Genomic DNA, 24,783 nt, shown 5'->3' with positions numbered 1-24,783 from the left:
CGAGCGTTCATCGAGATGGCAAAAAAAGACGCCGGCGGGCCGGGTTAGAAGCACCGGGAGTGGCCGTTCTTGCAGTGGGCGACCGGCTCAGTGTGTGGCGCCATCCGGCCAACCGAGACGTCTTCCGTTGTGACCGTCTCGATGCTGGCTTCGCAGTCGTCGCGCAGACAACTGGTCGGGGCTTCTCGAACCATCGTCAGTTTGCCCCCACTGGTTTCGAGTGCCCGGCACTGCATTCGGCGACCGGCTCTGGTCGCGACCGACTGCCGACCCTGGAGGAGGTCCCCAGCGAGATGTCGGTGACCTCGGCATCGCAGTCGTCTCGCAGACACCGCTCCGGACGGCCAGCCATCACCGGCCACCTCGCATTGCTTCGCGGCGGAGGTCGGCTTCGCTCGGCACGTCCCAGTTGTGGAAGCGACGTGCAATATCGCGGACTCGCTTCATGTTGGTAACGACCCCGGTGCTTCGCTGCTTGAGCTCGTCGACGTTGGTGTTGGAGTAGCCTCCGACCCCAAGCTCGCCGGTCGGGGAGTGGACGACCTCGACGTAGCCCCGAAGCGTGTGCAGCGGCGATGGGTGGGTCATGCGAGGCCACCTCCACAGGTGAGTTCCTGCACTCCCGTGAGAAGCGAGTCGTGGAAGGCCGTGATGCCAGCGACGATTTGGTCACTCATGCCAGCAGCCCCCCGAGGACCGCGCCGGTCCAGGTCATCCAGATGAGGCCGATGCAAGCGACTATCACGTATTTGAACAGGTTACTTCTCATATGTGTCTACTCCAGCGATTCTGCTGAATATCGCGACTGTCCAGTTTGACTTCCGGTGCGACTACCTGCTGATTCTGTTCTGGTCATCGGTTGAACCCTTCAGTTGAGTGAGGGCTGTGTATAACCCGTCCTGCAGAATCAGCGCGACTTGCTTGACCGGTCACGTATCAGGTTTCGTATGTATTTTTAGCCCGGGTTCTGTTTCTGCCGGCTCAAACTTTTTTGCGTTTTCTTGTTTTTTCATCCACATATCGTAGGCTTGCACTACAGAGCTGGTTGCGGTGGGAGTAGCGGGTGCTGTTGCGGTTGCTGTTGTGGTGCTGTTGCGGTCGCCGTCGCGGTGGCGGTTGCAGTGCTGTCGCGGTGGTGGTGCTGTTGCGGTTGCAGTGCCGTTGCGGTCGCGGGTGCGGTCCGGCCTGGGCTGGACTGAAAGGGCGAGGTCGCTCGGTCCGTCCCGGGCCCCGCAAGCACCGCAACGAGCTTGCGAGTGAGGAGCGCAGCGTGGGCCCCGGAATGGTCGGTCGAGCGACCGAGGGCTTTCGAGGTCTGGGCCACCGTCATCGCAGTCACGAACACCCACTCGGGCACGCCGTGTCTCTAGGGGGCGACAGTGGTCGTTCATCGAGGGGCGTTCCCCCTGCTTCACCCGAGGGGTTTCCGTCGGCTGCGAGCTACGTCTGGCGTGTATCAGATTCGTGAGAAAAACCACGCATCGCGAAGGGTTGTCACACATACGTCTGTCCCCATGGACCTCTCACCATCCCCACTGGGTAGTCCGGCACTCCTGTCACCACCTCCCCTGTCTCCACCCATGTCACTGTCTCGACTCACTGTCGTTCAACCATCACCGATCTCCCTGTCCACCCACTGTCGTCGACGCTGTCTCATCCCACCTGGACCTCACCTAAGTTGGCCCACTATCGAGTCAGTCCTGTGGGCCATGTACGGGTCCCCGCTCTCCGAGGGTCCACCGGCTTCGTTCACTCTAGCGCTCCTGATATATCGCCACCCCTGGGGGGCCACCAGATCCGCGCTCGTTTGAAGCCCGCTGCCGGCGGTGCCCGGCTTCACCTCTGTTTACCCGTCTACCCCCCTCTTTCTTTGGACAAATACCCCCAGGTAGACATAGAGTGTTATCTATTGATAGGCTTCTAAATCATCTATAATTCCCTCTAACCCTATGAAAAAGTGTGTTAGCCGTTTTGCCGGTTTTCCTATGAAGGAAATACCGGCGTAGAAGGCCACTGTACTGGATAATTCCTGTGTAGAGCGGTTTTAGCGGCTAAAATCTAGTGTCAAAAAAGAGTGTTAGCGCCGTAGAAGAGTGTTATCGCCCGAAATCTGCTGTAACAGAATTCACGGTGCAACTATTATTACTCTCTCAGTTGGGTAACGACTCAAAAAGAGTGTTAGCGACGTAGAAGAGTGTTACCGTCAGAATTTAGCTCTTTAGCCGTGTTCTAGTAAATTTGGGTACGATGAATGATGGAAATTGACTACTTAGAGTCTAATCGGGCACAGAACTGCTGTAATAGGATTCAGATAATCAAGTAAAGAGATGGGGTGATAGCCAAAAGTACACTCAAGTGGATGTTCAGTGGTTCTGCTACCAATTCTTAGATTCACTCTACTCTTGAGGCAATTGTGTAATATTCAATATAGATACTGGTTATTGAGTCAGTGTACACAACTCGCATGGAGTGAAGCGAGTCAAAATCTGGTGAGATACAATCAGTATAGAGGCGGTAAAATTCACTACCTTGTCGTCAGTCAAACAATCGCTGCTGCCCGTCCCGTTCATTGTCCTCGAGCTGGTCGTACATCTCCTGGGGGAAGGGAAGACTCCCGTAGATCGAGTACGGACAGGCATGCTTCCCGATGCAGTGAGATTGCATATCGGGGTTGTCGCAGTGCATCGGCAACGGGGTGTTCCCATTGATATCGCCGTTCCGCAATTCATAACGAGCCTGATAATCGGTGGTCTCGCGGTCGTACCAGTCCCACTTACTTTCAAAGAGGTCGTGGATGTCATCAACCACCGCATCTTCTCGTTTTTGCTCGGGTAAGTCGTGATATCCTTCCAGCCAGTACACCATTCGAACAAAGTTATACAAGTCCTTTCTCACCGGCCCACTGTTCTCTAATTTTAACGCTTCTACCATGTTTTTGAAACACGGTAATTCGAAGATATCATCCAGCGATTCGAGGGTGATTTGTTTCCCACTACCGTTCGACCCAACCGCATATTCCGAGTTCCGGCGGTCGTCATACCGCTGCACATCTACCTGTTTGTAGTCGGCAGAATCAGCGATGGTGGCTAGGCTATTAGCGAGGGAACGGACACTTTTGATCCTCTCTTTTGCGCTGTTTTCTCCAAAGCCATTAGCCCCGTAATCTTCTATCGCATCGTAGTAGACTCGGGCTTTGTTGTACTCGGTTGGGTCCAGATCGTCGACCTGTTTGGCCGCATTTCGGACGAGTCGAAGCAGATTTTCTTGGGGGTCCCAGTCGGTCCAGAGTTGGTCTTTGTCTCCGTGTTTTAACAAATCTTCAATCTCCGCTTGGATGGTCTTGCTCTCGTTGAAGATGGTCTGAATTTCGTCGTCGTCGATGGCTTCCCACCCGAACTCGATGAGTGCTTCAAACGCCTTACTTTGTCGTTCCCAGAGAAGCGCTTCGGCGTGTTCGATGGGGACGTAGATGTTATTATCACGAATATGATAATGGGTTTCACCGACGGCTTCGTTGTCTTCGGGCCCATATCGACCGCCCCAACTGCCCCCGTGGAAGCGGGCCTTGCAGCGCTCGGTTGCGGCGACCATTGGAATCTCGAAGAACTTGTCGAACTCCAGGTCGGCATCTTCGTGCAAGACGATTGCAGTGGCTCCACAGGCGGGATGAGGCCGCGCCTGGTCCAACTCTTTTTCGTATAGTCTATCGCCAATATGAAGGAACCAGTCTGGATCAAATTGCCCCATCATCGTCATTAATAAATTCGTATGCATGTACTGCACATGCTGAATCAGCTGGATTTTTTCAGGGGGAGCGTTTTCGAGATATTCGTGTTTGCGGATGGCGCAACTGGCTAGTGTACTCAAGACTGCAAGGACACCTGGGACTTTGAGCTTGGGTTCATCGAATCGTTTGGTTCGAATTGTGGGGTCGAATGCCCACTCGCAAATTGTGTCGACGTCTTCGATGAGGTCTTCTTCGCCGCCCCCTTCGGCGTACTCCTTGAAGCCTCGATCAAGGACCTGTTTGAGTTCGCTGTTCGAGTGCTCGTCGGCGAAGGCGAGTACTTCCCACGCCTTCTTGTATGAGTCAACTTGCATTGGTCTGGGGCTACTGTGAGTCGCTCAGCGGCGCGTCAGCGTCAGTCAGGAACTGTGGCTTGGCTTCCTCTCGGTAGTCGAAGTCTGGGCTGGAGATTGGTGTAACAACCCGAGAGACGTCTGCGTGGAGGGAGTAGGGGAGTCGCATAACTCTGGATGGGTCAGTAGTAACTGGCTTGTCGATAGGAATACCCAATTCGTGAATCAGGTGGTGGGTAATCAGCTCGCGATTTTGCTCTCCGTATCGGTACATCGGGTCCTCGTCATGGAGATATACGTGACAACCCTGGCCAGAATACACAGCCTGAGTAGCTGTGCTGGCGAGGTTATCGCGGAAGAACTCTTTCACCTCAAAGCCGTATTCAACGGCTCTGTCAATGTCGTCAAATCTGTATGGATAGCCTTCTGGGGCCGCCTCAAAAACACCAGCTTTCCGTTTGATTTCCTCATTAGTCTTATTCTGTGCCGTGCTCAGCTGTTGTTTCGCCCACTCAAGAGCAACGTCTTTCGCGTCAATATCTACTACTAGCGCCCAATTGCGGTCGTAGAAATCAACGGCATAATATACAGCTTCGGGAATAGAGGGCTGATCAATGAGTTCTGGTGATGCAAGGGCGTGTTTGCCCTCTATCGGATCGTTGCTCCCAGGCGATTGCACAAATTCGACGATGCTATTCTCTCCCCGCCACTGGTCTATGGAGTTGTTCCGGTACGGCTCGTCGCTATCGAAGAGTGGACGCCGAACAAAATCTTTCGCCGGGATACGCTCCCCCTCGACGGGGTGGGCTTCGGGAAATGCGATTCCTATTTGTTTTGATTTAGACTCTCGAATAAACGCTGGAATTTCCGGAATGTACTCAGGAAACTCGTTTTGGTAATATTGTTTTAGTTGTGAGGCGGTAGTAGTCTTCCAAGTCATTTTAGTTTCCTCCGGTCACTGAGTCTTTAAGCTGAGAGTAGCTTCTGACTTTGTGGATTCCATCTTCGGGATTCTCGTCTAACCAGTCTTGCAGGAACTGAGCCCTGTCTACTCTCCCCGAAGCTGGGTCAACCATCTCCTGATCCACGAGAGTGTTCCAAACTTCTTCGAGTGTAGAGTGACTTGGGAACGCCCAGACTGCTTCTCCAGGGGCAGCCGCTAACTTCTGATAATCGTCAACGACTGCGGTTTTGTTATTACTTTGGGTCTCTACTTCGCCTACAAGATGAATACTACCGTCTTTATTGTATCCAATCACATCATACGTTTCGCCGTCGTGCTCCTCATACTCGGAAATAGTGACTCCAGGAAGTTCTGAGAGCGCTCTTGAGAGTAGGAAAACACCCACTCTGTGACCGATCTTCTCCATGTGGTCACCGAACTTGTTGCCGGGGACGCCATTGTTGATTAGCCGCCACCCGTCCCGGGTAAGCGAGTAGTACTTTTGACGCAGCACAGTTGCTGGGTCGATATACCCCTCATCTTGGAGTTTTTCTAAGTCTGGCTCACCAGCCCGATCGTCGAAATTTTTCATCGTTTCAGTAAGTTCGTACCCTTCCAGTTCGTCTCTGAATGCGTCAGCAACGAGTGCCATAAATTCGACGTCGTCCCTGCTCAGCCCTAGATCTTCGCGCTCTTCCCGGCTAAGAAGGGACCCATTCTTTCGGACTGGGGTTTCGAGTGAAACGTCTGCCGGAGATTGTTTGTGATCCTGAGAATCAGGCTCGGGCTCGATTTCTTCGACTGCTTCGTTTGCTTTCTTCGCCACTTCGTCCGATATATTGAGATCGGTATCAAGCCCTTCTGAACTGTCGGCATCCTTGCTACTGGTATCATCTTCGCCGGATTCAGAAACAGGCTGTTCAACAGTACTATCGGCTTCTGCTGATTCTTGATTCATCGTAGTTTCATCTTCAGTCTCGGGTTCGGACGTGCTCTCTTCGTTGTCACTATCGCTTTTAGACGACGCTAACTTACTGTGGTCGGTGAAGTCGTTTGCATTAACACTGCTTTCTTCCTGTGGGTCGTCGACGTCGCTAACGTCCGTTGGCTGGGTGCCGCTGTCCGTGTTGCGGCCTCCGCTGTGCTTGAATGCTTCCCACAGTTCAGCAGGTGTGACATGGGTTCCGTAGGCCTCTGCTTGGTTGGAGAGTGTTACTAGAGCCCGGTGGAATTCTTCAGTATCAGCGCCGTACTTTGACTCAACGTCGAATGCCGCGGTCTGGACGCCATCTGGACTCGTCATATCGTTGCTGCTAAGGATATCATTTATTTCGGTCGCTGGGAAGGGAGCTATATCTTCGAATAGCGGGTCTGAATCCTCACTTCCGTTGGTGTTCGATGATGTTTCACTCGCCTCAGCACCTGTGTTTGAGGAGCTGTCTGCTACTCTTTCAGATTGGGCGGAGGCATCAGTCGGTGCCGTATCTGATTGCGAAACTGGACCCGATTCAGTAGACGCAATTGCATCGCCATTTGTGGACGTTTCACCGAATATTCCATCAGTGAACCCTGACTTGGAGTCAGCATCTTCGGTTCCCGCGTCAGGGGTGGATGCTTCGGATTCTTCGGGTTCCTCAGGTTCGGAATCATCGGAATCGATGTCTGAACCGGTATTTAACTCTGTAACCTCTCCGTCGTCGTCGAGGTCTTCTGGGTCGGGGCGGGTGAAGCCGTACCGGTTCTGGGTGCCTGATTTTCGAGTGCTATACCTCTCATAGAATAGCTCACGTTCAGAGTCGTTGAATGGACTATCTCCTTCGGGGTGGCCCTCTGGAATCTCCAGTGACTTGAGCGAGAATGGCGGTGGGACGTCGACCCCGAACTCTGGTTCTGGAAGGTCTACGATCCACTCACCGCCACGCAGTCGCCGTATTTTGTTTTTGATGGCGCTGGCGTCTTTCTTACCGTGAATAAGGGAGTCAGCGATTGACCTGTTCGGGTCGATATGGCCGTATATTTTGGACTGGACGTTGTTTTTCAGTTCGTCGAAGCTCCCTTCGACACCTTGGTTGGCTACCTGGCCGGGGAACTGCATTATCATCCCCAGGGAGAGACCGAATTCGCGGCCTTCTGGAATCAATGTGTTCGTGACGAGTTCCGTCGAAACGATGGGTGCCGATTCGTCGATGACTACTTTGACAGTGTGGTCGATGGTTTCGTGCGAGTCCCGATCGTTGTATCGGGCTCTGACTGCCCCCCAGAGCGCAGACAGAATATACATACTGAACGCCTGCTGGGATTCATCTCTGACGAAGTTTCCGGTGTCGAAGAGGAATACAGTGTCTGTATCAAGGAATTCACGGAAGTCAAGAGCGCTCTTTGGCAGGTCAACGTCTTCGATGTCGACGTTGTCGCTTTCTTCCGCCCTTTCGTACTTCTCTGGTGTCATTCTGTTGAATTTGTAGGTACCGTTTTCGTCGTCCCATTCTGGATTTTGATTGAATAGACGGTAGAGGTTGATATCTTCCTGTAGGTCGTCCAGGCGATTGATGACCGCCTGCATGGTGTTTTTGAAGTCCTGCTCACTGTTATGCAGCTGATTACTCAGGATGTGCTCGACCTGAGGTTGATGAGAGACCCGAGGGAGGTTCTGGTTGGCGTAGAGGTCGACAGCAAGCGAGTACAGGTCATCCAGCGTGTAGTGGCTGTCACCGTATTTCGCGTCGAATCGTGCTTTGATGAGTGCCCCCAGAACGGTTTTAGCGACGTACGCAGTGGAGTAATTACTGTCAATCATTTCCATGACCATATGGAACTCGTCCACCTTTTGCTGGATTGCGTCGTCGCGATTCATCCCCTCGTGGAGGTGCGGACGGATGTCGAAGAAGGGGATTGCCGGGAGCGTTTCCGGGACGTTGAACACTTTCACGTCTCGGATGTTCCCAAAGCGGGCTAGGTGGGATTTACAGTAGTTTTCGACCATGTTCCCCTGCTTGGGGTCCACGAGTATCGTCGGCCCACTGGTGTTTGCGTGAGCCGATAGCAGCATGGATATCGTGTTGACGGTTTTGCCTGACCCGGATGCTCCAAATAGTGCCCAGTGGTTCGTTAGTTTCTCTTCTGGAAGGCAGGTTGGGTCGTCTTCGGGGATACCATTTTCATCGTAGGCGTAGCCGAGTGCCATTCCGTCAGAGAACCCTTTGTGGATTTCTGGGCGGGGCCGACGGAGTGGTTCAATATCTTTGTCGCGTGTTCCAGTTGAGCGGAACACGTCGCTGTCCATGTCTTCCCCGCTCGGGATGATAATCAACTCGCCTAGTTCCCGACCGTTGACGACTATTTCTGGGTGCTGTTTCGGGTCATTCCAGAGATTCAGTGAGGTGAATGCTCCACGCCGATCTTCGGTCCTGACAATATTGCGCTCAAAGAAGTTTGTCACGACTTCATCGGCAGTCGGATTGATGCTCATTCCGTTGTCGCCTTTGGCAGCTACTTCCCCTTTGATACCGTAGTAGACTCCGTCGAGGGGGTCGAGCAGCGGCGTGAGGGACTGCATAGTTTCACGGATGCGGTCTTGTTTTTCTCCGGGCGGCTCCGTGGGGTCGCTTGCGTCGTTTGAGAAGTCCTCTTTTGGGGCGAGGGATATGGCCCGAATGTTGATATCGAACGTCTCTCGGGGTCGTTTATTTTCAATGAGTTTGATGCGCCGGTATTCGTAGGCTTTCAGATCACGGTCTTCATCTGTCGATGTGCCTCCAAGGACGTATTTTTCCAACCAGGGCTCGTCGAACTCCCCCGAACGGATATTCTTTTTTCTCCTCTGTGCTTGTTTATCCCAGTCGGGTTTTGCTTCGAAGACAACTTGATATGCTGTAGGGTCGGCGGCTTCTTCGAGGTGGGTAAACAGGGTTTGGAGAGCCTCTGGGGAGTCAATTTCTTCATCGTGATTTTCTGAATCATATTCTGGATTTGACTCGGTCGCTGTATCGAGAGTCGTCATCCAGTCTTTCGTCGTTTCTTCTTGCCCATACCAGCGAGTGGCGTTAGGCTCGGTATATTCCACACTGGGCCGGACGAGTATCTCCCCGTTTTTGTTCATCGTCGGCCCGTCCAGTGTGACCAGGGGCTCGTTTTCTGGAATCGTATCGGGGTGATTCAGTTTGACGACCCCGGTGAGGTATTCATCCTCAATGACGATCCGCAGCGGATAGGTGGTGTCACCGTCTTCGTACACCACCCGCTCGTCCTCGTCTTCGTCGTGGGACTGCTCCTCGTCGGATTCGCCGAACGAGAACCCCTCATTGGGCTCCCGTTCTTCGGAAGATGCAGATACGGCTTCCTCAACTTCGTCTGTGTTACCGTCAGCCTCTGTGCCACTTTCGGAGTCTTCTGGAGAGTCTGAAGAGGTCTTTGGACTGGTATCCGTGCTGTTTACTGAACTCGTGGCTCCCCCATCGGGAGAGATATCTCCGCTAGGGCCTTCACCTTCCGCTTCTCCACTGAGTCCCCCGCCACTATCCGTCGTTTGCTGTTCATCGTCCGGTTTTGTGTCGGGTTCACTGGAGTCAGTCTCCATTGCGCTGAATGGATCTCTAGACTCTCTATTTGCTTCAGAGTCGGATTCAGCAGAGCTGGGGGAGGCTTCAATGGTATCGACAGAGTGTACAAAGCTGGTCGGTTCTTTGGTAGAGTCTTCGTCGTCTATGTCGAAATGTTCCTCGAGGTCGTTTGTGTTTTTCCGGTCAAACCACGGCAGCCCTTTCTTTTGTTTTTCGTACACACCCTCGTTGTTAGTGTCTCCCTCAGCGTCGTCTCCACTCTCCGTTTCATCGCCATTGTGACCGAGGGCCTCGTCTAGATTGATTGCAGTGGCCGCATCGAGGGCTGTGACAGTTGGAGGGGTTTCGCCGCTTTCGATTTCTCCGTGCCGCTGTATGAAGTCGAAGTATTCTTCTTTATTTCGGTACAGTTGATCTGCTTTGAGTCTATCTTTGAATTCGTCGATACTGAGTGGGATTGGCTCAATGAGATTGTGGCCGAGATCGAGATGCACTTTCTCGATATCGAATGACGATGGGTAGACCGATTTGAGACGCCTTCTGAGCGTGTCTTGCTTTCCGTCGGCAGAATAGTACAGTTCCACTGGCTCATTTTCGCCTTTAGACAGAGAGATGAATTCGAATTTGACAGACTCTTTTTTTGTGGGAGTCTGAAGCCCTGGAACTGCATCGGTGATAACTCGCCCCAGACCGGATTTCTCGACGGTTTTCTCAAGGTCGGCAAGGGAGGTGAGGTGTTTGTCAATATCTGAGGTCCCTTCTGATGCTGTGGATGGAGTTACCTTGTAGAAGGCTCGTATTCCGGCTCCTTTCGATGGCTTGACGTCGTAAGACATGATTTGAGTTGTGTACTAGTTTCGCGTTGTGTCTGGTATGTCGAAATGTGGTGTCGGTTGTCCAGCAGTCAGTATTGTGCTGATACTTTCTGAGGGAGGGAGATTGGCTATGAGTCGGCAGCGCCTCCACCGTCAGTAGCGACGCTCTTTTGACTCTCCTGTTGATGAACACGTTTTACCGTTTCCCAGTCCGACAACTGGAGGACTAATTTGATTTGTTCGTCTAGATACTCTCCGAGTAGTTCTTCTGGATCTTCCCCGTTGTTGATACGGGGGATAGCGTCGGCAAGGTGCCTCCAGCCAATGAGTTCAAGCGCCTTTTGTTGGTCCTCATCAAGTGTTCGAGCGGCAGCCTTGAATTCTTCTCCTGGAACGGCAGGATTGGTCGGTGTCGAGTGCTCGAATGCTTCTTCGCTCCACTCGTTCAGATATGCGCGGATGTTGTGGACAAGGTCTGATTCCTGAGAGAGTTCACGAAGACCGGGCAGGTCACTGCGGTCTTGGGTGTCGGGGTCGAAGCTCACCACGTCGTCTTCGGCTGGCAACGCTTGGATTTTGACCGGATACTCGTTTTGGTTGATCTGGAATAGAGCGTGGCTGTGGTCGTAGTTCTCACCGGTTCGGAGGTCTTGAATGAAGTTTGCGTGGGTGTCGGTTAGATTGAGTTCGTCTTTGAACTCGTGGATTTCGCGGGTTCTGTGGAAGATAGTCAGATAGGAGTTGTTGATGATGTCGGTCGCCTCATCAGTTCGCATGAAGTCTTTCACGTTTTGCGTCGCAAACCTGATCGACATATCGAAGTGGCGAGCGTGGCGCACCCGCTGCGAGAGGAATTCGAGAGATGCACCGTCTTTCAGCATATACTGGGCCTCGTCGATGATGAATATGACTTCTTTTTCGGATGCTTTGGCCCGCTCGTAGATGATTTGGAAGAGTAGCTGCATCATCAGGCCGGACCCGCCTCCTTTTGAGGACTCCTGTTGCTCGAGGTCGACGTAGATGAAGTCCTCGCCTTTGATATTCATCTCTGACTGCTTCCCAAGGTTCTGGTACTGACCAGAGACGAATGGTTTCAGATACGTGTGCAGTTTCCCTGCCTGCTCTGCGATGACTTCTTCCTGTTGTTCGTTGGCAGGGTCAAACTCGTGGGGGTTATTGGCCATGTAACCCAGCACTTCTCGTAGGTCCCGGATTGTCGGACTCTCTTTCGAGTGAGTGTCGACGTCGTGGGTGATGCCTTTCCGGCGATAGACCTCTACGAGTGCTTCATTGAGTATGACCCGTTTCTCCCCAAGTCCATCTTGGAATCCTTGGGCCCTGAAGTAATTGTCAAAGAAACTCAGGGCACTGGTGTATTTGTTGCTGAGGGGGTCGAAGGACTCGCCAATTCGGTCAATAGCACTTTGAGGAGGTTTCTGGATTTCAAGCGGATTGAGTCCCCGGTCACCTCCGACGACGACGTGTTGGGCATCGAGAGCAGCAGAGACGCCGTGGAACCCTCCGAGCGGGTCCAGCATCACGATCATCTTGTCGTCTGTTCGCGATGCTTCACGGAGCGCCTGTAACTTCACGTCGTATGATTTCCCTCCACCGCTGTCTCCGATAATGACCTGATTGTAGTTCGTTTCAGAGTCGAACGGATCTCGGATGAGCGGCATTCCATTCGCAACGTGTTCTCCGATTTCTATCCCATCCGGGTTCAGCTCGCTTGAGACGTTCATCGAGCCAAGTAGTGACCCGACACCGCCTCCAAGGAGAACTTGCGAGACATCCAAGTCCCCCTCCTTCCGCAGTACGTCTTTCCCAATCGGGGACACTGATTGAAGCGCCTGCATCTGCCGTCCGCGTATGGTGGTCAGGCTAATTTCACCGGGACTGTCTCGCATCTTCGTGACGAGTTGCTCTTCTTGTTGCTTGAGGCTCTCCTCGTCCTCGCCCCGGATGGAGACATACATCGAGGTCTCGAACGGTCGAGAGCCTTCTTTCAGCGACTCGCGAATCTGCTCCATGTTCTGCGCTTCGGCTTCCTTGTCGCTTGCAGCGTACGTAGATCCAGAGCCAGCGCTTTCACTCTGGATTGAGGCTGCTGCGCGTAGGTCGTCTGCTCGACGTTCAGCATCTCGGATTGCGGTCCTCCGATTTTTTGGGCTGAAGTGGATGCTCATGTCGAACTGGAGCGTCGGGTCCGAGAAGATGTGCTCCAGTGGTCGCGTACTCAGCATATCGGGCCACCCTTCAGCAAAGAGGACCCGTCTGTATTGATGCCCCACGCGCGCGTCGTAGAATCCTCTGTCAATGCCGCCCGGAGCAAGGGTCCGTTGATGCAATTCCGAGATGTCGTCTAATCCATCGCCGGACGGTATCTCGTCAGTATCGCCGTTTGCCTCGTTCTCAGAGTCGGCGGGGACATTCCCATCGGCGTCCTGAGGCTGTGCGTCTTCGATAGCGGCTTCTTTCGCTTCCTGAACTGCTGAAACTGTGTCGTCCTCTTCCTCAGTATCGAAGGCGTCATCCGGAACAGGATCTCCGTCAGTAGTAGCACCGATGCTGGTGCGGGAGACAACTTTCGACGAGAGCCCAAATATACCGATAACTCCGATGAAGTAGATGGCTGCGCCGGTTTCGGGGATTGAACAGGCCGCGCTGGTACACGTTTCTGACACCACCGGGAGTGGCTCGAAGAGGATGTTCCACCATTTTGCAGGTATTGACGGGAGACCGCTACTCTGGAGGATAGTGAGTAGATTCATTCGTTACCACCTCCGATGTCGCCGTCCTGGTGGTCGAATTCAAACGACTGTTCTGGGGCTCTGGTTTTCATTTCTTCCTCGGTAGATTGGCTACTGTCGCCACCATTGGTCGCGTGATTATCGCCAGCTATCGGTCCATCCGGGTCTGACACACTTCGCTCCTCTACGGTTTGAACTACAGAATCGGTTTCTTCAGCCTCTGGGGTACTCGTTTCAGCGTCTGTTGAGCCGGACTGTAGCCGGTCTTTCACTTCTGGGATGTCTGTAACGCCTGACACTGCACCCTGCTGTCGGATTTCGGGACTAACGCGGTTCTCTCCGGTCCAGAAGGAATGCATTAGTTCGGAATACTCAGCCGTAGAGACTGGGCGAGAATCGAATTCCCCGTGAGACTGAATACAAGCGCTATCCAGCTGCGATATCTTTTGCCGCACTCGCTGAATCATCCGCACTTCACGTTGATGATCCGCAACGTCAGACCGAATGTTCGTTACCATCTCGAAAAACAGCCCGATGAACGGGAGGTCAACCATTCTCTCCATGGGTGACTTGGTTCCTGATTTCTCGATATCAATGTCTCTTGGAGAGACTGTCGTAATCAGGTAGTAGTGCGGTATTTCTGTCCCACGTTCGCGGAGGTCTTCCGGTCGGCGCTTGATCTTCTCTTTCAGAATCGCCTCCATGATGGGCTTTTTCTGGATGTCCTCATCATCTAACCTCGCTTCTAACTCGCTAATGTAGTCCTCTATGGGGAACGGGCGGGTCGTCACATAGAACTGGAAGTCAAAGTCGGTATTCTTGTTTGTTTGCTCTCCGATGTCCATCGCTAGTGAGGCGAAATCCTCTGCGCTGTCAAAGTCTCTGTTTGGAGCCTCAATTCGAAGCGCAGCGAGGTAGTGGCCATCTGTCCGTTCGACTATGTGAGATTCAGGATAGAATCGCTGTATCCCCGTCATTTCCCGGGTCGTCTCGTCTGCTTTGAATTCTCTGAGCAGACCATCTTCAACGTCGTCGGGAACTGCTGCCTTGGCCGTATTATCAACGACCCCTTTCCGTTTGGTGTAGTAGCGGATTGTTGAGAGGAACTCTGTTACATTGATGTAGCTAGGAGCGGCAAATATGAGCGTCAGTGAACATGTCGCCACGAAGGCCACGATTGGGGCAGTGAACATCACTGAGACGTCGTTGATGGTTAAGAAAATAAACGTCAGTAGCGGGAGACCCAACCCCACAGCGATGTCTTGGGTCTCGAAATCTGTCTGCCAACCGAGGACGGTTATTTTGTCGGGCTTGTCGAGCGAGTCGATTGTGCTAAGGTTCATTGTATTTCTGGTGTTTAGAGTCGGTTAAGTCACGATTCGAGTAACGCCTACGTGAGAGGCTTCACGGAGGGTCGAGCCCACATCGTTTCGGACACTTTCGGCCCGTCATTGTCCTTCCTCTTCCTCCCTAACCCAGTCGGGGACGGGTCTATCGTCCGAACTTCCCGGGCTCTCTGGGGACTCATCGGTGCTTTCAGTTTCTTCGGTGGTTTCGCTCGTGTTCGGGGAGTCGTCGAAAACGTCGTTTAGACTCTGCTGTTCGTCGGGTGTGGCATCCGGGCCGTTTTCAGCCATTTCTTGAAACGGGTCAGAAGCCCCGCTTCCGGTATCTGGTGAGCCAGTAGCGTGACCCTCTCCATCGTCCATGCTGTCTCCGTTGTCAGCGAAGGTGTCAGTTGAGACGGAGGGGCTGTCACTGACGTCTAAATTATTAGTGCTGGCCTCGGCGTCACCGTCGGCCCCGTCAGCACTATCAGGACTCTCGCCAGCGTCGGTAGATTCAGGGTCATCAATCCAATCGGGAGTGTCGTGGCCTTCAGCTCGCCTGTGGCCATATTGGAGGCCTGCTCTATCTGGATCAACCTCATCTGCATCGATTTCTTCGGGTCCATCTTCGGTGAAGATGTCTTTCCAGTCGCTGGCTCCTTCTTGCAGTTCGTCATGCAGAACACTCCCTGCCTGTTTGGCCGCTCCTCCGGCGGCTCTAGCCCTGTCTTTGGTTTTGTCGACATTCTCCCAATCGATAGCACTGGAGTTCTCGTCGAGGGCGTCAAAGCTTTCCTTCGTGCCTGATAACGCGTCTCGAACTGCTGTCTGGCGCTCTCCTGGGGGACCGCCTTTCTTGATGTCGCTACTGGTTCGCCCGTCGCCTTGCCCATAGTCGCCGAGGGTGTTTTGATCGCCGCTTACCCTTGCACCGCCACCAGCGCCGCCACCACTGACCGCTCCACCAGTACCAGCAGCGGTCGCCCCACCAGTACCAGCGGCGGTTGCCCCACCGGCACTAGCGCCGGCACCACCGCCACCGGTACCGGCAGCGTCCGCACCCATATTCACGTCAGCCATATTACTGAGATAGTACATCTGGCTAACGTTGGACATGAGCAGAGGAGCGGCAATGCCGATGATTGCGGGTATCATAATAAGGAACGGATTGATTATGGAATCCACAACACCGACCCCGACACCGCTTGAGGCTAAGATGCTCTCAAGAATGCCCTCATCGCTAGCTGCAAGGGTAGCCATGATACGCCACCCAGCGGCAACGGGGAACGTCCATACTGCTGTGGTGGCGAGTTTATCTCCGAAACTTTTGAACATGTCACTCAGAACAGGTATATTCGCGTAATAGACCGCTGCCAATATCGGGAAGAGAATGACAAATCCGTATATTGCGATCAATCTAACAACATTCACTAGTATTAGTAATATGAACAGCGTTGAGCCGACAGTCAATTCCAAATAATAGAAAGCTGCAGCAATCCCCACAGTTGCTACACCAATATCAGGAATAGCGGCGGCCATCGCTGCGGAGTCCGGTGTGACGAGAGCCGTTAGGGCGTGTGCAAGGTTCAGATATGCGCCAACAATCCACCAACTAATCAGGATAATGCCGAACCCTCTCGCTAAATTACGTCCGGATCGTGCACTCTCTTCTGCACCAACCAGATTTGCTGCAACTCCCGCTTGGCGGGCAAACCAAGCGGCAATTAGAATTGCGAGGGAGGACGGGACCATCACGTTCCAGTGGACCTCCCAGAGGGTCAGCCAAAGCCCTCCATCAGGTGCTGACATGACTTGCTCTGCCGATGTCCACTCTGGGTGTGGGACTAGAACGGTGAAGTCTGCGATATCTTTCAGTATCGTCCCCATCGCGTTGGCCAGAGGGGTGAATAATGCATCTAAGAACCCCATCAAGCCGTCAATGACCCACTGAACTGAACCTTGAAGTTGCATCTGTAATTACTCCGAATCGATTCTTGAGATTGTTATTGTAGAGTCCCCGGGTCGGGCCTCATCTCGGCTCTCCGCGATGGTGTACTCGAGACTACGCTCAAATTTGGTAGGACCATGCATTGTCCCCACCGTAACCGTCAGTTGAGTCGTGACATCCTCAGCGGGCAAGGGGTCACCGAAAACGTCGCCCCCAGCGCCGTACTCAACTGAGATAGCGTCTCCTGCAAAGACATCTATCGGAAACTCCTGGTCTCTGAGGTCGGTACTGGGGTTCCTAGCTTGGAGCTCGTCGGATGAGTATGCAATCGAGATAATGCCCTCACTATCTTCATAAGCAACCCAATTAACTGAGGTGGGGCCTGAACCGTTGTTTGTGATTTCGACTGTGGGCGCAGTCAGTGGGTGCTGGCTATCTACCTCTTCCTTTGGCGGTATTTCTATGTTGATCGAGAGGTCTGGACGGATTTCTTTGGTCGTTTCATCAACGACTTCTTCTGCTTCACTATCCACTGCGACTATCCGGTGTTTCCCTGGTGAGTAGCCTCGTAGTCCAAGCGACACCCTCTCGGCTCCGGTCGCGACGTCGGTTGATGTTTCTTCTTCGCCCTCGGGGTCAAACACAGTCACCGTGTCGAACCCTTCAGTCGACTGCAGGTCAACGACGAGGTCCATTCCGTCGAAGTGGATGTTTTGGAGGACTGAGCCGTTATCCCCTTCCGAAGACCCGTCTTCGGTTGACGCAGCTGTCTCTGAACTACACCCAGCGACTGCGACTGTGCTGAGCGATGCGAGGCTTCCAAGTATTGCTCTCCGATTGTAGTCTGTCATTATTTCTTCTCCTGTGTACGCGTAGTTTTCTGAATACCTTCGACGCGGGTTTCAGTTTTGCTGGCTATCTTCAATTGGGTAGCTCCGGGCATGGTCATCGTTTGTGAGGCGGCCAGGTGTCGACCCCGGCGACGCCGTCTAGGAGATACATTGTGGTTAGCACAGGACCAGTCACAGCAAACAGGCTGAGGAACAGCGTAATCACGCCTTGAATTGAGGTGAAGGGTGCTTCGCTGTATCTGGCTGTTGAACGCTCGTATGCAACGCTTTGTCCACGCCAACTTGCTGGTTCAAACCGGACAGTGCCTGATGCTGGTCCTTTGAAGACTGCTGTTAATGTACCGTCTTCATCTGTCAGAATCGAGTCTCCATTCGGGAGGCGAATCGCTCCTCCGTCACGACCTCGACTATTTCGACTAACAAGGTTGATAGGCTCTCCATCAACCGTCTGCAACGAAATATTGAGTGCTACATGCGTATTATTCGATTCTACCACTGAAGCGGATATCTCGGTCTCTTTCTGATCTACAGTCCTCGTGAGGGCAGTTTCGCTTACCAGTTTCCGCTCCCCGTAGACGATGCCCGTCATTTCAACATCGCTGGTGTCTGCCCCGTATGCTTTGACCTGTAACCCTCTGGTTTGGTTGTAATGTGGCTGAGCGGCAGTAGAATCGTTCTTTGCGATAGCGACGTTCACCTTCTCGTTAACCGTTGACGTCGGTGAAGATCGGCTATCACCTTCCAACGTCTCTTCGAGGAATACTTTCTGTGTGGTTGTCTGAGAGACCCGAGTTGAACCCCGTGCGCTCGGGTATGCATAGGTCTTGACTGGGATGGTTTCGAATTGGGTTGACGACGTTCCGTTGTCAGTGCTGGCAACAGTGACTGTATCCCAGCCTTTTGAACGCCGGGTGTAGAAGCGCCACCCTGTAGAGAACTGCGTGCCGGAAACGTTCAGACCGGCCCACGGCTGGCCCTTCGACTCGGCCCAAATCGACGTTCGATTTTCTTCCTCAGACTGACTCACTTGGAAATTGCTTGTATCGTAGATTCGGACATCCCAGCTGTCCGTGGTGATTGTGTCCTTCTCAACGATACTGGTATCGTCTTTCTCGAATTTCGTCTTCGTCGTACAAATGGTAACGATTGATCCGTCTGGTTTGAGTTTCCTATCGCAAACCTCGTATTCTACTTCAACCCATTTCACGACCTCTATCTCGGTATGGATATCAGCAACGAGGTAGTAAGTGCGCTCCTCGTTGCTTGCCCCCCGGGAGGTATATTCAATCGAGGGGTGAGACATATTGTTAGTCTCTTTTCCGAGGATGTACTGGTCTCTCTGGCAGGGGTCGGAATCGGATTTTATTTGAACTTCAGTACGGCCTTCTATGAGGCAGACGGATTCGATTTCATGGCTGTCAATCGTCCTATACACCTTCACACCGTCACCACCGTCCCTATCATCAACAGGACTTTTGAGCCGGTAATCCACGACACCGTAAACAGTGCCGCTTTCTGGGATGTACTGGACTGTCCGTTCGTTACTTAGCCGAACCGTCGTCGACGGCGCGTGCCAGAACTTTGTTGAGTGGGCGTCTTGCACCCACTCGTCGTCAACTGTCTCGGCCGAACTCGGATACCTGGACGTATCTGAGTCCCCTACGCTGAAGTTGCTAACTTCGTAGCGATTCCAGTTGTGATAGGTATCTGGCGGAGTGTTGTAGGTCACATCAGTATGATTCCCGATGCTATTGAACGGCACTGAGGCTGTCCCAGACTCGGAGCTATCGGACCCATCATAGTCCACGAAGTTCACTCCGGTACCGCCGTCGTACTGGCGACTGCCACTGTGATTAGCGGGCACGTCCTCATCAAGGGAGAAAGCAACTCCTATCGTGCCATTCTCGTAGCCGTGTTCTGTGGAGTTTTGCAGACCGTCAAAGGAGTCTGCATGCGCTACCGGTATGAGTGAGCCAGCAGCCAGCACGACAACGAGAAGTACCGTCACGGTTCGGATATCCATTTACAGAGTTTAGAACGGAACCAGCGTGATGCACTCCCCCCACGGCAGTCCGCTCTGGGTAATGATGATGTATAGGAGGGGTCCACCGAACACCAGCTTGGTCGAAGCGCTGAATGACTTTTTGCGAACACTTTTCATCTTCTCTCGGCGCTCGTCACCAACAGGGGCAGACTCAATAGCGGAAGTTCCAAAGAAGGTCAGCGCCGTGCCTATTATTCCACCGTAGGTGGCTAACTGGATGATCGTATTGATGGTGCTACTGATGACGCTCGCTTGTCCCTCTCCGCAAATCGGATCGCTTTGAGCCGCTGCGGTCCCCATGAATAGGGTTGCGACCCCAACCACCGCCATCGCTTTCAACAGCATATAGTCTGTTCTGCTGATGAGGGGTTCTGTACTGTCCTGACCGTCTTGATCTGAGGTTTCGTTAGGCATCGTTGAGTATTTGCGTCTGGAGGTGATTCTGGAACTCTTGGTAATTGTCGAACTGGTCGGTGATGTCCGCTATTGTCTGTCCGCGTTCTTTGAGGAACTCAAGTTCTCTTTTGAACTGCAACGGACCGACTGTAGCGGCGATCCGTTCATCAATCTCGTTTTGTAATATTTGGGACGCCACTATCTGACCGTGCCAGTCGAGCCAGACACTGTGGCGGGGTTTGAGCGAGATTGTCATTCTGTTTCGAGTTGTTACCATTTTGAATTCCTAATAGTTGTACTCTCTTCCCAGTTATCACACTCGACTAGTTCCTTTTAAAATTTATGCAAGCAGTATGTACAGTACGGCTACACCACCCTGGCTGAAATCCGTTCTAACTGTCCTTTACGGGCAGTATGAGCCATCTGTGAGGATTTCCCAAACACCAAATATTGAGGGTAGTTTAAATCAGCCACTTATAAATCCAATATCACACATAATAATCGAAACCAGATATTCCAAATATCTGGACTGTTCGGTGGTGGCAGTACCGAAGATATTCCTGGCAATACGAGAGATTGACATCATGCTCAACAAGGTCTGTAGTTCCCGAGATACGATTGGTTTGAGCGAGCTACCCTTCTTGGAACTGCCGGGTTTGGTTGACTAATCCGGTCCCTCGGACAGTCGCATTGACTGTGGTTTTGCCGGGTGGCTGGACATGGATTGTATTCTGACCTTCTGTAAGCCACTCCGACTGAATTTGCATGCGGTACGTCCCTGTAAGGTGGCCGTCAGCGCTCAGGGCCGTATCGGGGACTGTCTTTGAGCGCTGGACCCCCTCTGAGTCTGTGACGGCTATAGTCGGATTCTCGCTCTGATATGACCGGTTAGAGAATGTAACGGTCACGTCAGCTGCGGTATCTAATCCATCGACTTTGCCAGTCGAAATTGAAACAGAGTGGGTACCTGGAGAGAGGGCAGAGATGTTCTTCGTCTCCTCTCTCGTGGGGTCGTCGGGTAACTTCCCGCTCCCAGCAAAGTCGGCAGGATATTGATGAGTGGAACCGGCCACTGAGATGGTTGCCGATTCGGGGGCCGTGACTGCAGTATATTCGAATTCGTATCTGACCGTTCCGTTAATCGTGGATAGGTCCAGTGTATTAGACCCTATTGAGAGGTTGGCAGCAGGGACGTCACATTCTTGAGCATCACCTGTTATCCCCGGTTGTTTGCAGGCGGTAGCTCCCCCAATATCGAAACTCGGAGTTTTTGTCACATTTCGCTCGGTATAACTCAGTTCATACTTGATTTGATTCACTTCCGAGTTGAAGTCAAGTTCTTGTGTCCCGTGCTGGAGTCCGGCTGCCTCAATAGTGACAGATTCCCCCTGGTCGAGAGTCCCCTGATAACCGGCATCGTTGAGTTCATCATCATCGTAGTCTAGACCGGGATCTTCGAGTAGGTAGACCGAATCGCCGGAGAGAGTGTAGTCAACTCTCCCTGCATCTGTTGAGATTGAGACGGTGTTATCCCCTTTGTCTACTCCCGAAAGTTCGAATGTAGCCGTCTCACCTTGGCGAAGTAACCCTGTGTGACTGACTATCTCGCCACCGACAGACGCCGATGGATTTTCAGCGGCGGTCCGGTTTTTGAATGTGACCTTGACCTGTGGCGTCGGCCCTGAACCACTGCCAGCTATGACTTTATTTTTCCCGGGTGAAAGCCCATTGAGGTCAACCGTTGTTGGAGAGGTAATCGCACCCGAATGAGTTGCATCTATGTCTCCGTTCCCACCCACGTCAACAGTCGGGTTCTTCGTGGTCGAGTTTGCAGTGTAGTAGATCGTCCAGGCTGGTTTGGGTCCATCTGTTGTCGATAAGTCAATAGTATTCTCACCGGCTTCCAAAGAGGATATTCGGAGTGTCGCAGTCTCACCCTCAGTGAGAATCTCTTCCGTAGTTGTAGACTCTTGTTTAACCGTCACTGTTGGATTCTGAGTTGCGTTAGTCTCCCAAACCGAACCACTCCAACCCGGCTCTGGGCCTGAATGGTCTACTGAAACAGTGTTTGAGCCGGGGTTCATCGAAACAGTCCGCGTTACCGACTGACTCGCTCTAAGGGGCTTACTCCGGTCAATGTCGGTATTTCCGTCACCGTTCAAGTCAGCCCGAATATTGTCCGTTGCGGTCACCTCGGTGAAACTCGCGCCCCAAGAGGGAGTCGGACCATTATTACTGATTGCTATCGTCGTACTACCGGGACTGAGTTCCGTGGTTGTTGAGATACTTTCACCCTCTGGAAGTGGGGACTGTCTGACTAACTCTGCATTTCCATCTTCATCCGTATCGACAGAGATGTCTTCTGGTACCCTGCGCTCATCCCAAGATGCCTCATAATCGACAACACCGGCACCGCTAATTGAGACGGAGTGGCTGCCAGTTTCGAACTCGTTGAGAGAGATGGTTTCCGATCGACCATCCAGTGAGACTGAGGACGCCTTAGTTGAACCATCTACGCTTACATCAACATCGTTCGCTGCCTTCTGGTCCACAATCAGCTCAGCCGTTGAGTACTGTATCCGACCGCTGGAGCATCTCCATTCACCAGACCCCTCAAGTCTTATCGTTACTTCCCCGTCTTTTGGTGGGTCAACCGACAGACCGTCGAATACGAACTTTCCAGTACTGTAGTCAACATATCTACTTGACCACACACTGTCGGTATCTTTACCGAGATATTGCTTAGTCCCGTCATCTCGAATTAAATAAGCCTTATATGTCCAATCTATACTCACAGTGTAAGAGTTATCATACCCTTCGCGTACGGCCCAACGCTCTGTTATTGACCCAATCTCTCCGTTAACGTTAGAGATCGTCATCTCGTGGCTGTCGTACCGCATACCATCTTCACAATAAGATCCGTCCACCGTCCATCGGTATGATTCAGCGTCATTAAAATCATCTTCATAGCTGTAGAAGTCCTTACTTGTACTCGTAGGACTCGATGTGAGAGTTATTTCAGCATTTTTTGCAGGAACGTTCCCGCCAACCCACAGGGTGTCAGACTCACCATCTACAAGCTGGCCAGTTTGGGTCTGAGTCCCTAACGAATTTGTTTTACCATGAACCGTGACCGTAGCAGACGTATCGAGGTTTCCGTTGTTTGTGATATCATTTGTTCCAGTGTGAGTGATGCTCCGATGAGTAGTTTCCTCAGAACCAGATACCGTAATTTCTGCGTTACTGTCGATATTCCCGTTATTTGTGACAGACCCACTTCCGGAACCAGATATCGACCGCTCGGAAACTGTCTCTCGCCCATTAACGGTGATTTTTGGATCATCGCCAGAATCGCTTGGTTCTGGGTCCATGTTCCCGGAAATAGTTACTGTCTCCGTACCAGTCCCACTGACAGATTGGTCGGTGAGTTCTGTTTCTGGGTAAAATGTAGCTGTTGTACCCGACGGGTCGATATTCCCTCCAACTTCAGTAGTTCCCTGATATCCCACTTGTCGGGATTGTTCACTACCGATGAGTGTATCGCCGGACAGTCTGATTTCAGTATTAATCGGTTTGCTGTTCCCAGGGACTGTCTCAGTGTATTCGTTACTGGAGATATCCGTTCGGGTCTTTGAGAAGGACTCTGTTCTGTTAGACCCGTAGACCGTCAACACCGGTTCGTTATTTTCTGAGTCCCCTATCGGGTTTATTGAGCCGCCGACGTCAACAGTCCGAACACTATCGGAGTCCCCGCTCAGCGCAACCTCGGTTGTATTATATTGTCCGTATAGCGTTATGGTAGCGTCTTCGGGGTGTTTATTCCCGATAATGTCTACTGAAGGGTTTGGGTCTCCAGACTGGTATGCGCCTTCTATATCTCTCGTTGCGACTGTTTTATTTGCACTGAGCGCCATGTATGTTGTCGCGGTTTCTTCATTCCCATCGACATGGAGGGACTTACTCGATGCCTTCCCACTAATCGTTTCTTTATCGAGTGTGCTATTGTAGGCACCCGCAAGTGTGACACTGTAGTTCTCAGCGTTGGCAGCTTGATATACAGTGAAATACCCAGTCAAGTTGTTGCCTTCTCCGTGGACATAAACTCGTTCAGACTGCTCTAATTTGAAACCGATTCGGTTTAGAACGACGTCACCCTCATTTTCGAAGTATATCGTACCCTTTCTATCGGTTGAGACGGAGATATTGCCCCCCGAATCGACCTGCAGTTGAACGTCCCGCGGAGCAACGTTCTTAGATACATTTTGTGGTTCGACGAAGAGCGTGTGTTCACCGGCAGAGACGTTGGTGAATATGTACTCACCGTGTCGGTTGGTCTGTCTGGTTTGAGGGTCAGAATGTAGGTGGACGGTAACATTTTCAACTGGGTGTCCTTGTGAATTGTAGACCCGACCTTGGACAACGTTCTCAGTATCGGTCTTTCTCAACGCTGTGTCATACACTTCTACTTTCTCCCAGCCCTCGCTGTCTATGGACTGGTTTTGAAGATTGGAGGTGAAGCCCGCCGGGTCAACAGGGCGAATCTCACTGTTATTGTCTCTATTCTCAGCGAGCCATTCGAGTATTGCTTCCTCGGCAGCTGCACGGTTGTCAAACACATATGGCCGATCATTGACGGTCGCGTTGGGGTGGAGGTAAACGACTTCCCCGTCTTCCATACCAGAGACGAGGAACTCCCCATCGCGTTCGTAGAGACTCCAGATATCTGCTGCAGGGTAGATACCATTTCGTTCTTCCCCGCTGTCTGGAGCCGGGTACTGTTCGGGATTCGCCTTTCTGGCCGCTTGCCATGCTGAGATGGCATCCCTCGCAGTAGATTCACTGGTAAAGAAGTGTGGACTATCAGAGACACTCACATTGGGCCCAAGATACCGAATCTCCCCGTCAAAGTTCCCAGATACCAGATATTCGCCATCGTTCATATAAATTACCCAGCCATCTACTTCACCCACTTTCTCGAATCCTGAATCGGCTTGTGCGACACCGCCATTAAATACGAATCCGAGTGATAGGATCATCCCGATTAGAACGGCGGCTATGACAACAGTCAG

General features: G+C 52.3%; 13 protein-coding genes. All 13 read right to left on the bottom strand.

The annotated features are described in order from the left end of the window. Nucleotides 1–196: 196 nt before the first annotated feature. The gene (locus KZ498_RS23670) at nt 197–352 is read right to left on the bottom strand and encodes a hypothetical protein (protein ID WP_312622092.1); all 156 of its coding nucleotides are present in this window, start codon (nt 350–352) and stop codon (nt 197–199) included. Continuing rightward, nucleotides 352–588 carry a hypothetical protein gene (locus KZ498_RS23665; protein ID WP_121512858.1) on the bottom strand — a complete coding sequence of 79 codons (237 nt, stop codon included), beginning with the start codon at nt 586–588 and terminating at the stop codon, nt 352–354. Before KZ498_RS23665 ends, KZ498_RS23670 begins: the two co-directional genes overlap by 1 nt. 1,947 nt (nt 589–2,535) lie before the next feature. Continuing rightward, the gene (locus KZ498_RS23660) at nt 2,536–4,101 is read right to left on the bottom strand and encodes a primase-associated protein (RefSeq protein ID WP_312622088.1); all 1,566 of its coding nucleotides are present in this window, start codon (nt 4,099–4,101) and stop codon (nt 2,536–2,538) included. A gap of 10 nt (nt 4,102–4,111) precedes the next feature. Further along, nucleotides 4,112–5,020 carry a hypothetical protein gene (locus KZ498_RS23655; protein ID WP_312622087.1) on the bottom strand — a complete coding sequence of 303 codons (909 nt, stop codon included), beginning with the start codon at nt 5,018–5,020 and terminating at the stop codon, nt 4,112–4,114. Between the two features lies 1 nt (nt 5,021). Continuing rightward, complete coding sequence (locus KZ498_RS23650; RefSeq protein ID WP_312622086.1) at nt 5,022–10,418, bottom strand: hypothetical protein; 5,397 nt, start codon at nt 10,416–10,418, stop codon at nt 5,022–5,024. Between the two features lie 107 nt (nt 10,419–10,525). Next, a complete protein-coding gene (locus KZ498_RS23645; RefSeq protein ID WP_312622085.1) occupies nt 10,526–13,168 on the bottom strand; it encodes a hypothetical protein in 2,643 nt (880 codons plus the stop codon). Then, entirely contained in the window at nt 13,165–14,490 is a 1,326-nt protein-coding gene (locus KZ498_RS23640; protein ID WP_312622083.1) for a hypothetical protein, read from the bottom strand. Before KZ498_RS23640 ends, KZ498_RS23645 begins: the two co-directional genes overlap by 4 nt. Before the next feature lie 105 nt (nt 14,491–14,595). Then, nucleotides 14,596–16,446, bottom strand: coding sequence for a hypothetical protein (locus KZ498_RS23635; protein ID WP_312622081.1), 1,851 nt, complete (start codon nt 16,444–16,446; stop codon nt 14,596–14,598). A gap of 6 nt (nt 16,447–16,452) precedes the next feature. Continuing rightward, the gene (locus KZ498_RS23630) at nt 16,453–17,274 is read right to left on the bottom strand and encodes a hypothetical protein (RefSeq protein ID WP_312622080.1); all 822 of its coding nucleotides are present in this window, start codon (nt 17,272–17,274) and stop codon (nt 16,453–16,455) included. A 94-nt stretch (nt 17,275–17,368) separates the two neighbouring features. Next, nucleotides 17,369–19,297, bottom strand: a complete 1,929-nt coding sequence (locus KZ498_RS23625; RefSeq protein ID WP_312622079.1) for a hypothetical protein — start codon at nt 19,295–19,297, stop codon at nt 17,369–17,371. Between the two features lie 9 nt (nt 19,298–19,306). Next, on the bottom strand, nt 19,307–19,732 hold the full coding sequence (locus tag KZ498_RS23620; protein ID WP_312622078.1) for a hypothetical protein: 426 nt from the start codon (nt 19,730–19,732) through the stop codon (nt 19,307–19,309). Continuing rightward, nucleotides 19,725–19,970: a hypothetical protein gene (locus KZ498_RS23615; RefSeq protein WP_312622077.1), complete on the bottom strand. Its 246-nt coding sequence runs from the start codon at nt 19,968–19,970 to the stop codon at nt 19,725–19,727. The genes KZ498_RS23620 and KZ498_RS23615 overlap by 8 nt, the downstream gene beginning before the upstream one ends. Before the next feature lie 376 nt (nt 19,971–20,346). Beyond that, entirely contained in the window at nt 20,347–24,750 is a 4,404-nt protein-coding gene (locus tag KZ498_RS23610) for a carboxypeptidase-like regulatory domain-containing protein (protein WP_312622075.1), read from the bottom strand. Between the last annotated feature and the right edge of the window lie 33 nt (nt 24,751–24,783).

Origin of the sequence: Haloarcula sp. 1CSR25-25 (assembly GCF_032027985.1) — an archaeon.
GTDB lineage: Archaea > Halobacteriota > Halobacteria > Halobacteriales > Haloarculaceae > Haloarcula.
This window is presented reverse-complemented; position numbering and strand designations above follow the sequence as displayed.

Coding starts and splice junctions, on each gene's coding strand:
- KZ498_RS23670 (WP_312622092.1), bottom strand. CDS start 352: ATGGCTGGCCGTCCGGAGCGGTGTCTGCGAGACGACTGCGATGCCGAG.
- KZ498_RS23665 (WP_121512858.1), bottom strand. CDS start 588: ATGACCCACCCATCGCCGCTGCACACGCTTCGGGGCTACGTCGAGGTC.
- KZ498_RS23660 (WP_312622088.1), bottom strand. CDS start 4,101: ATGCAAGTTGACTCATACAAGAAGGCGTGGGAAGTACTCGCCTTCGCC.
- KZ498_RS23655 (WP_312622087.1), bottom strand. CDS start 5,020: ATGACTTGGAAGACTACTACCGCCTCACAACTAAAACAATATTACCAA.
- KZ498_RS23650 (WP_312622086.1), bottom strand. CDS start 10,418: ATGTCTTACGACGTCAAGCCATCGAAAGGAGCCGGAATACGAGCCTTC.
- KZ498_RS23645 (WP_312622085.1), bottom strand. CDS start 13,168: ATGAATCTACTCACTATCCTCCAGAGTAGCGGTCTCCCGTCAATACCT.
- KZ498_RS23640 (WP_312622083.1), bottom strand. CDS start 14,490: ATGAACCTTAGCACAATCGACTCGCTCGACAAGCCCGACAAAATAACC.
- KZ498_RS23635 (WP_312622081.1), bottom strand. CDS start 16,446: ATGCAACTTCAAGGTTCAGTTCAGTGGGTCATTGACGGCTTGATGGGG.
- KZ498_RS23630 (WP_312622080.1), bottom strand. CDS start 17,274: ATGACAGACTACAATCGGAGAGCAATACTTGGAAGCCTCGCATCGCTC.
- KZ498_RS23625 (WP_312622079.1), bottom strand. CDS start 19,297: ATGGATATCCGAACCGTGACGGTACTTCTCGTTGTCGTGCTGGCTGCT.
- KZ498_RS23620 (WP_312622078.1), bottom strand. CDS start 19,732: ATGCCTAACGAAACCTCAGATCAAGACGGTCAGGACAGTACAGAACCC.
- KZ498_RS23615 (WP_312622077.1), bottom strand. CDS start 19,970: ATGACAATCTCGCTCAAACCCCGCCACAGTGTCTGGCTCGACTGGCAC.
- KZ498_RS23610 (WP_312622075.1), bottom strand. CDS start 24,750: ATGATCCTATCACTCGGATTCGTATTTAATGGCGGTGTCGCACAAGCC.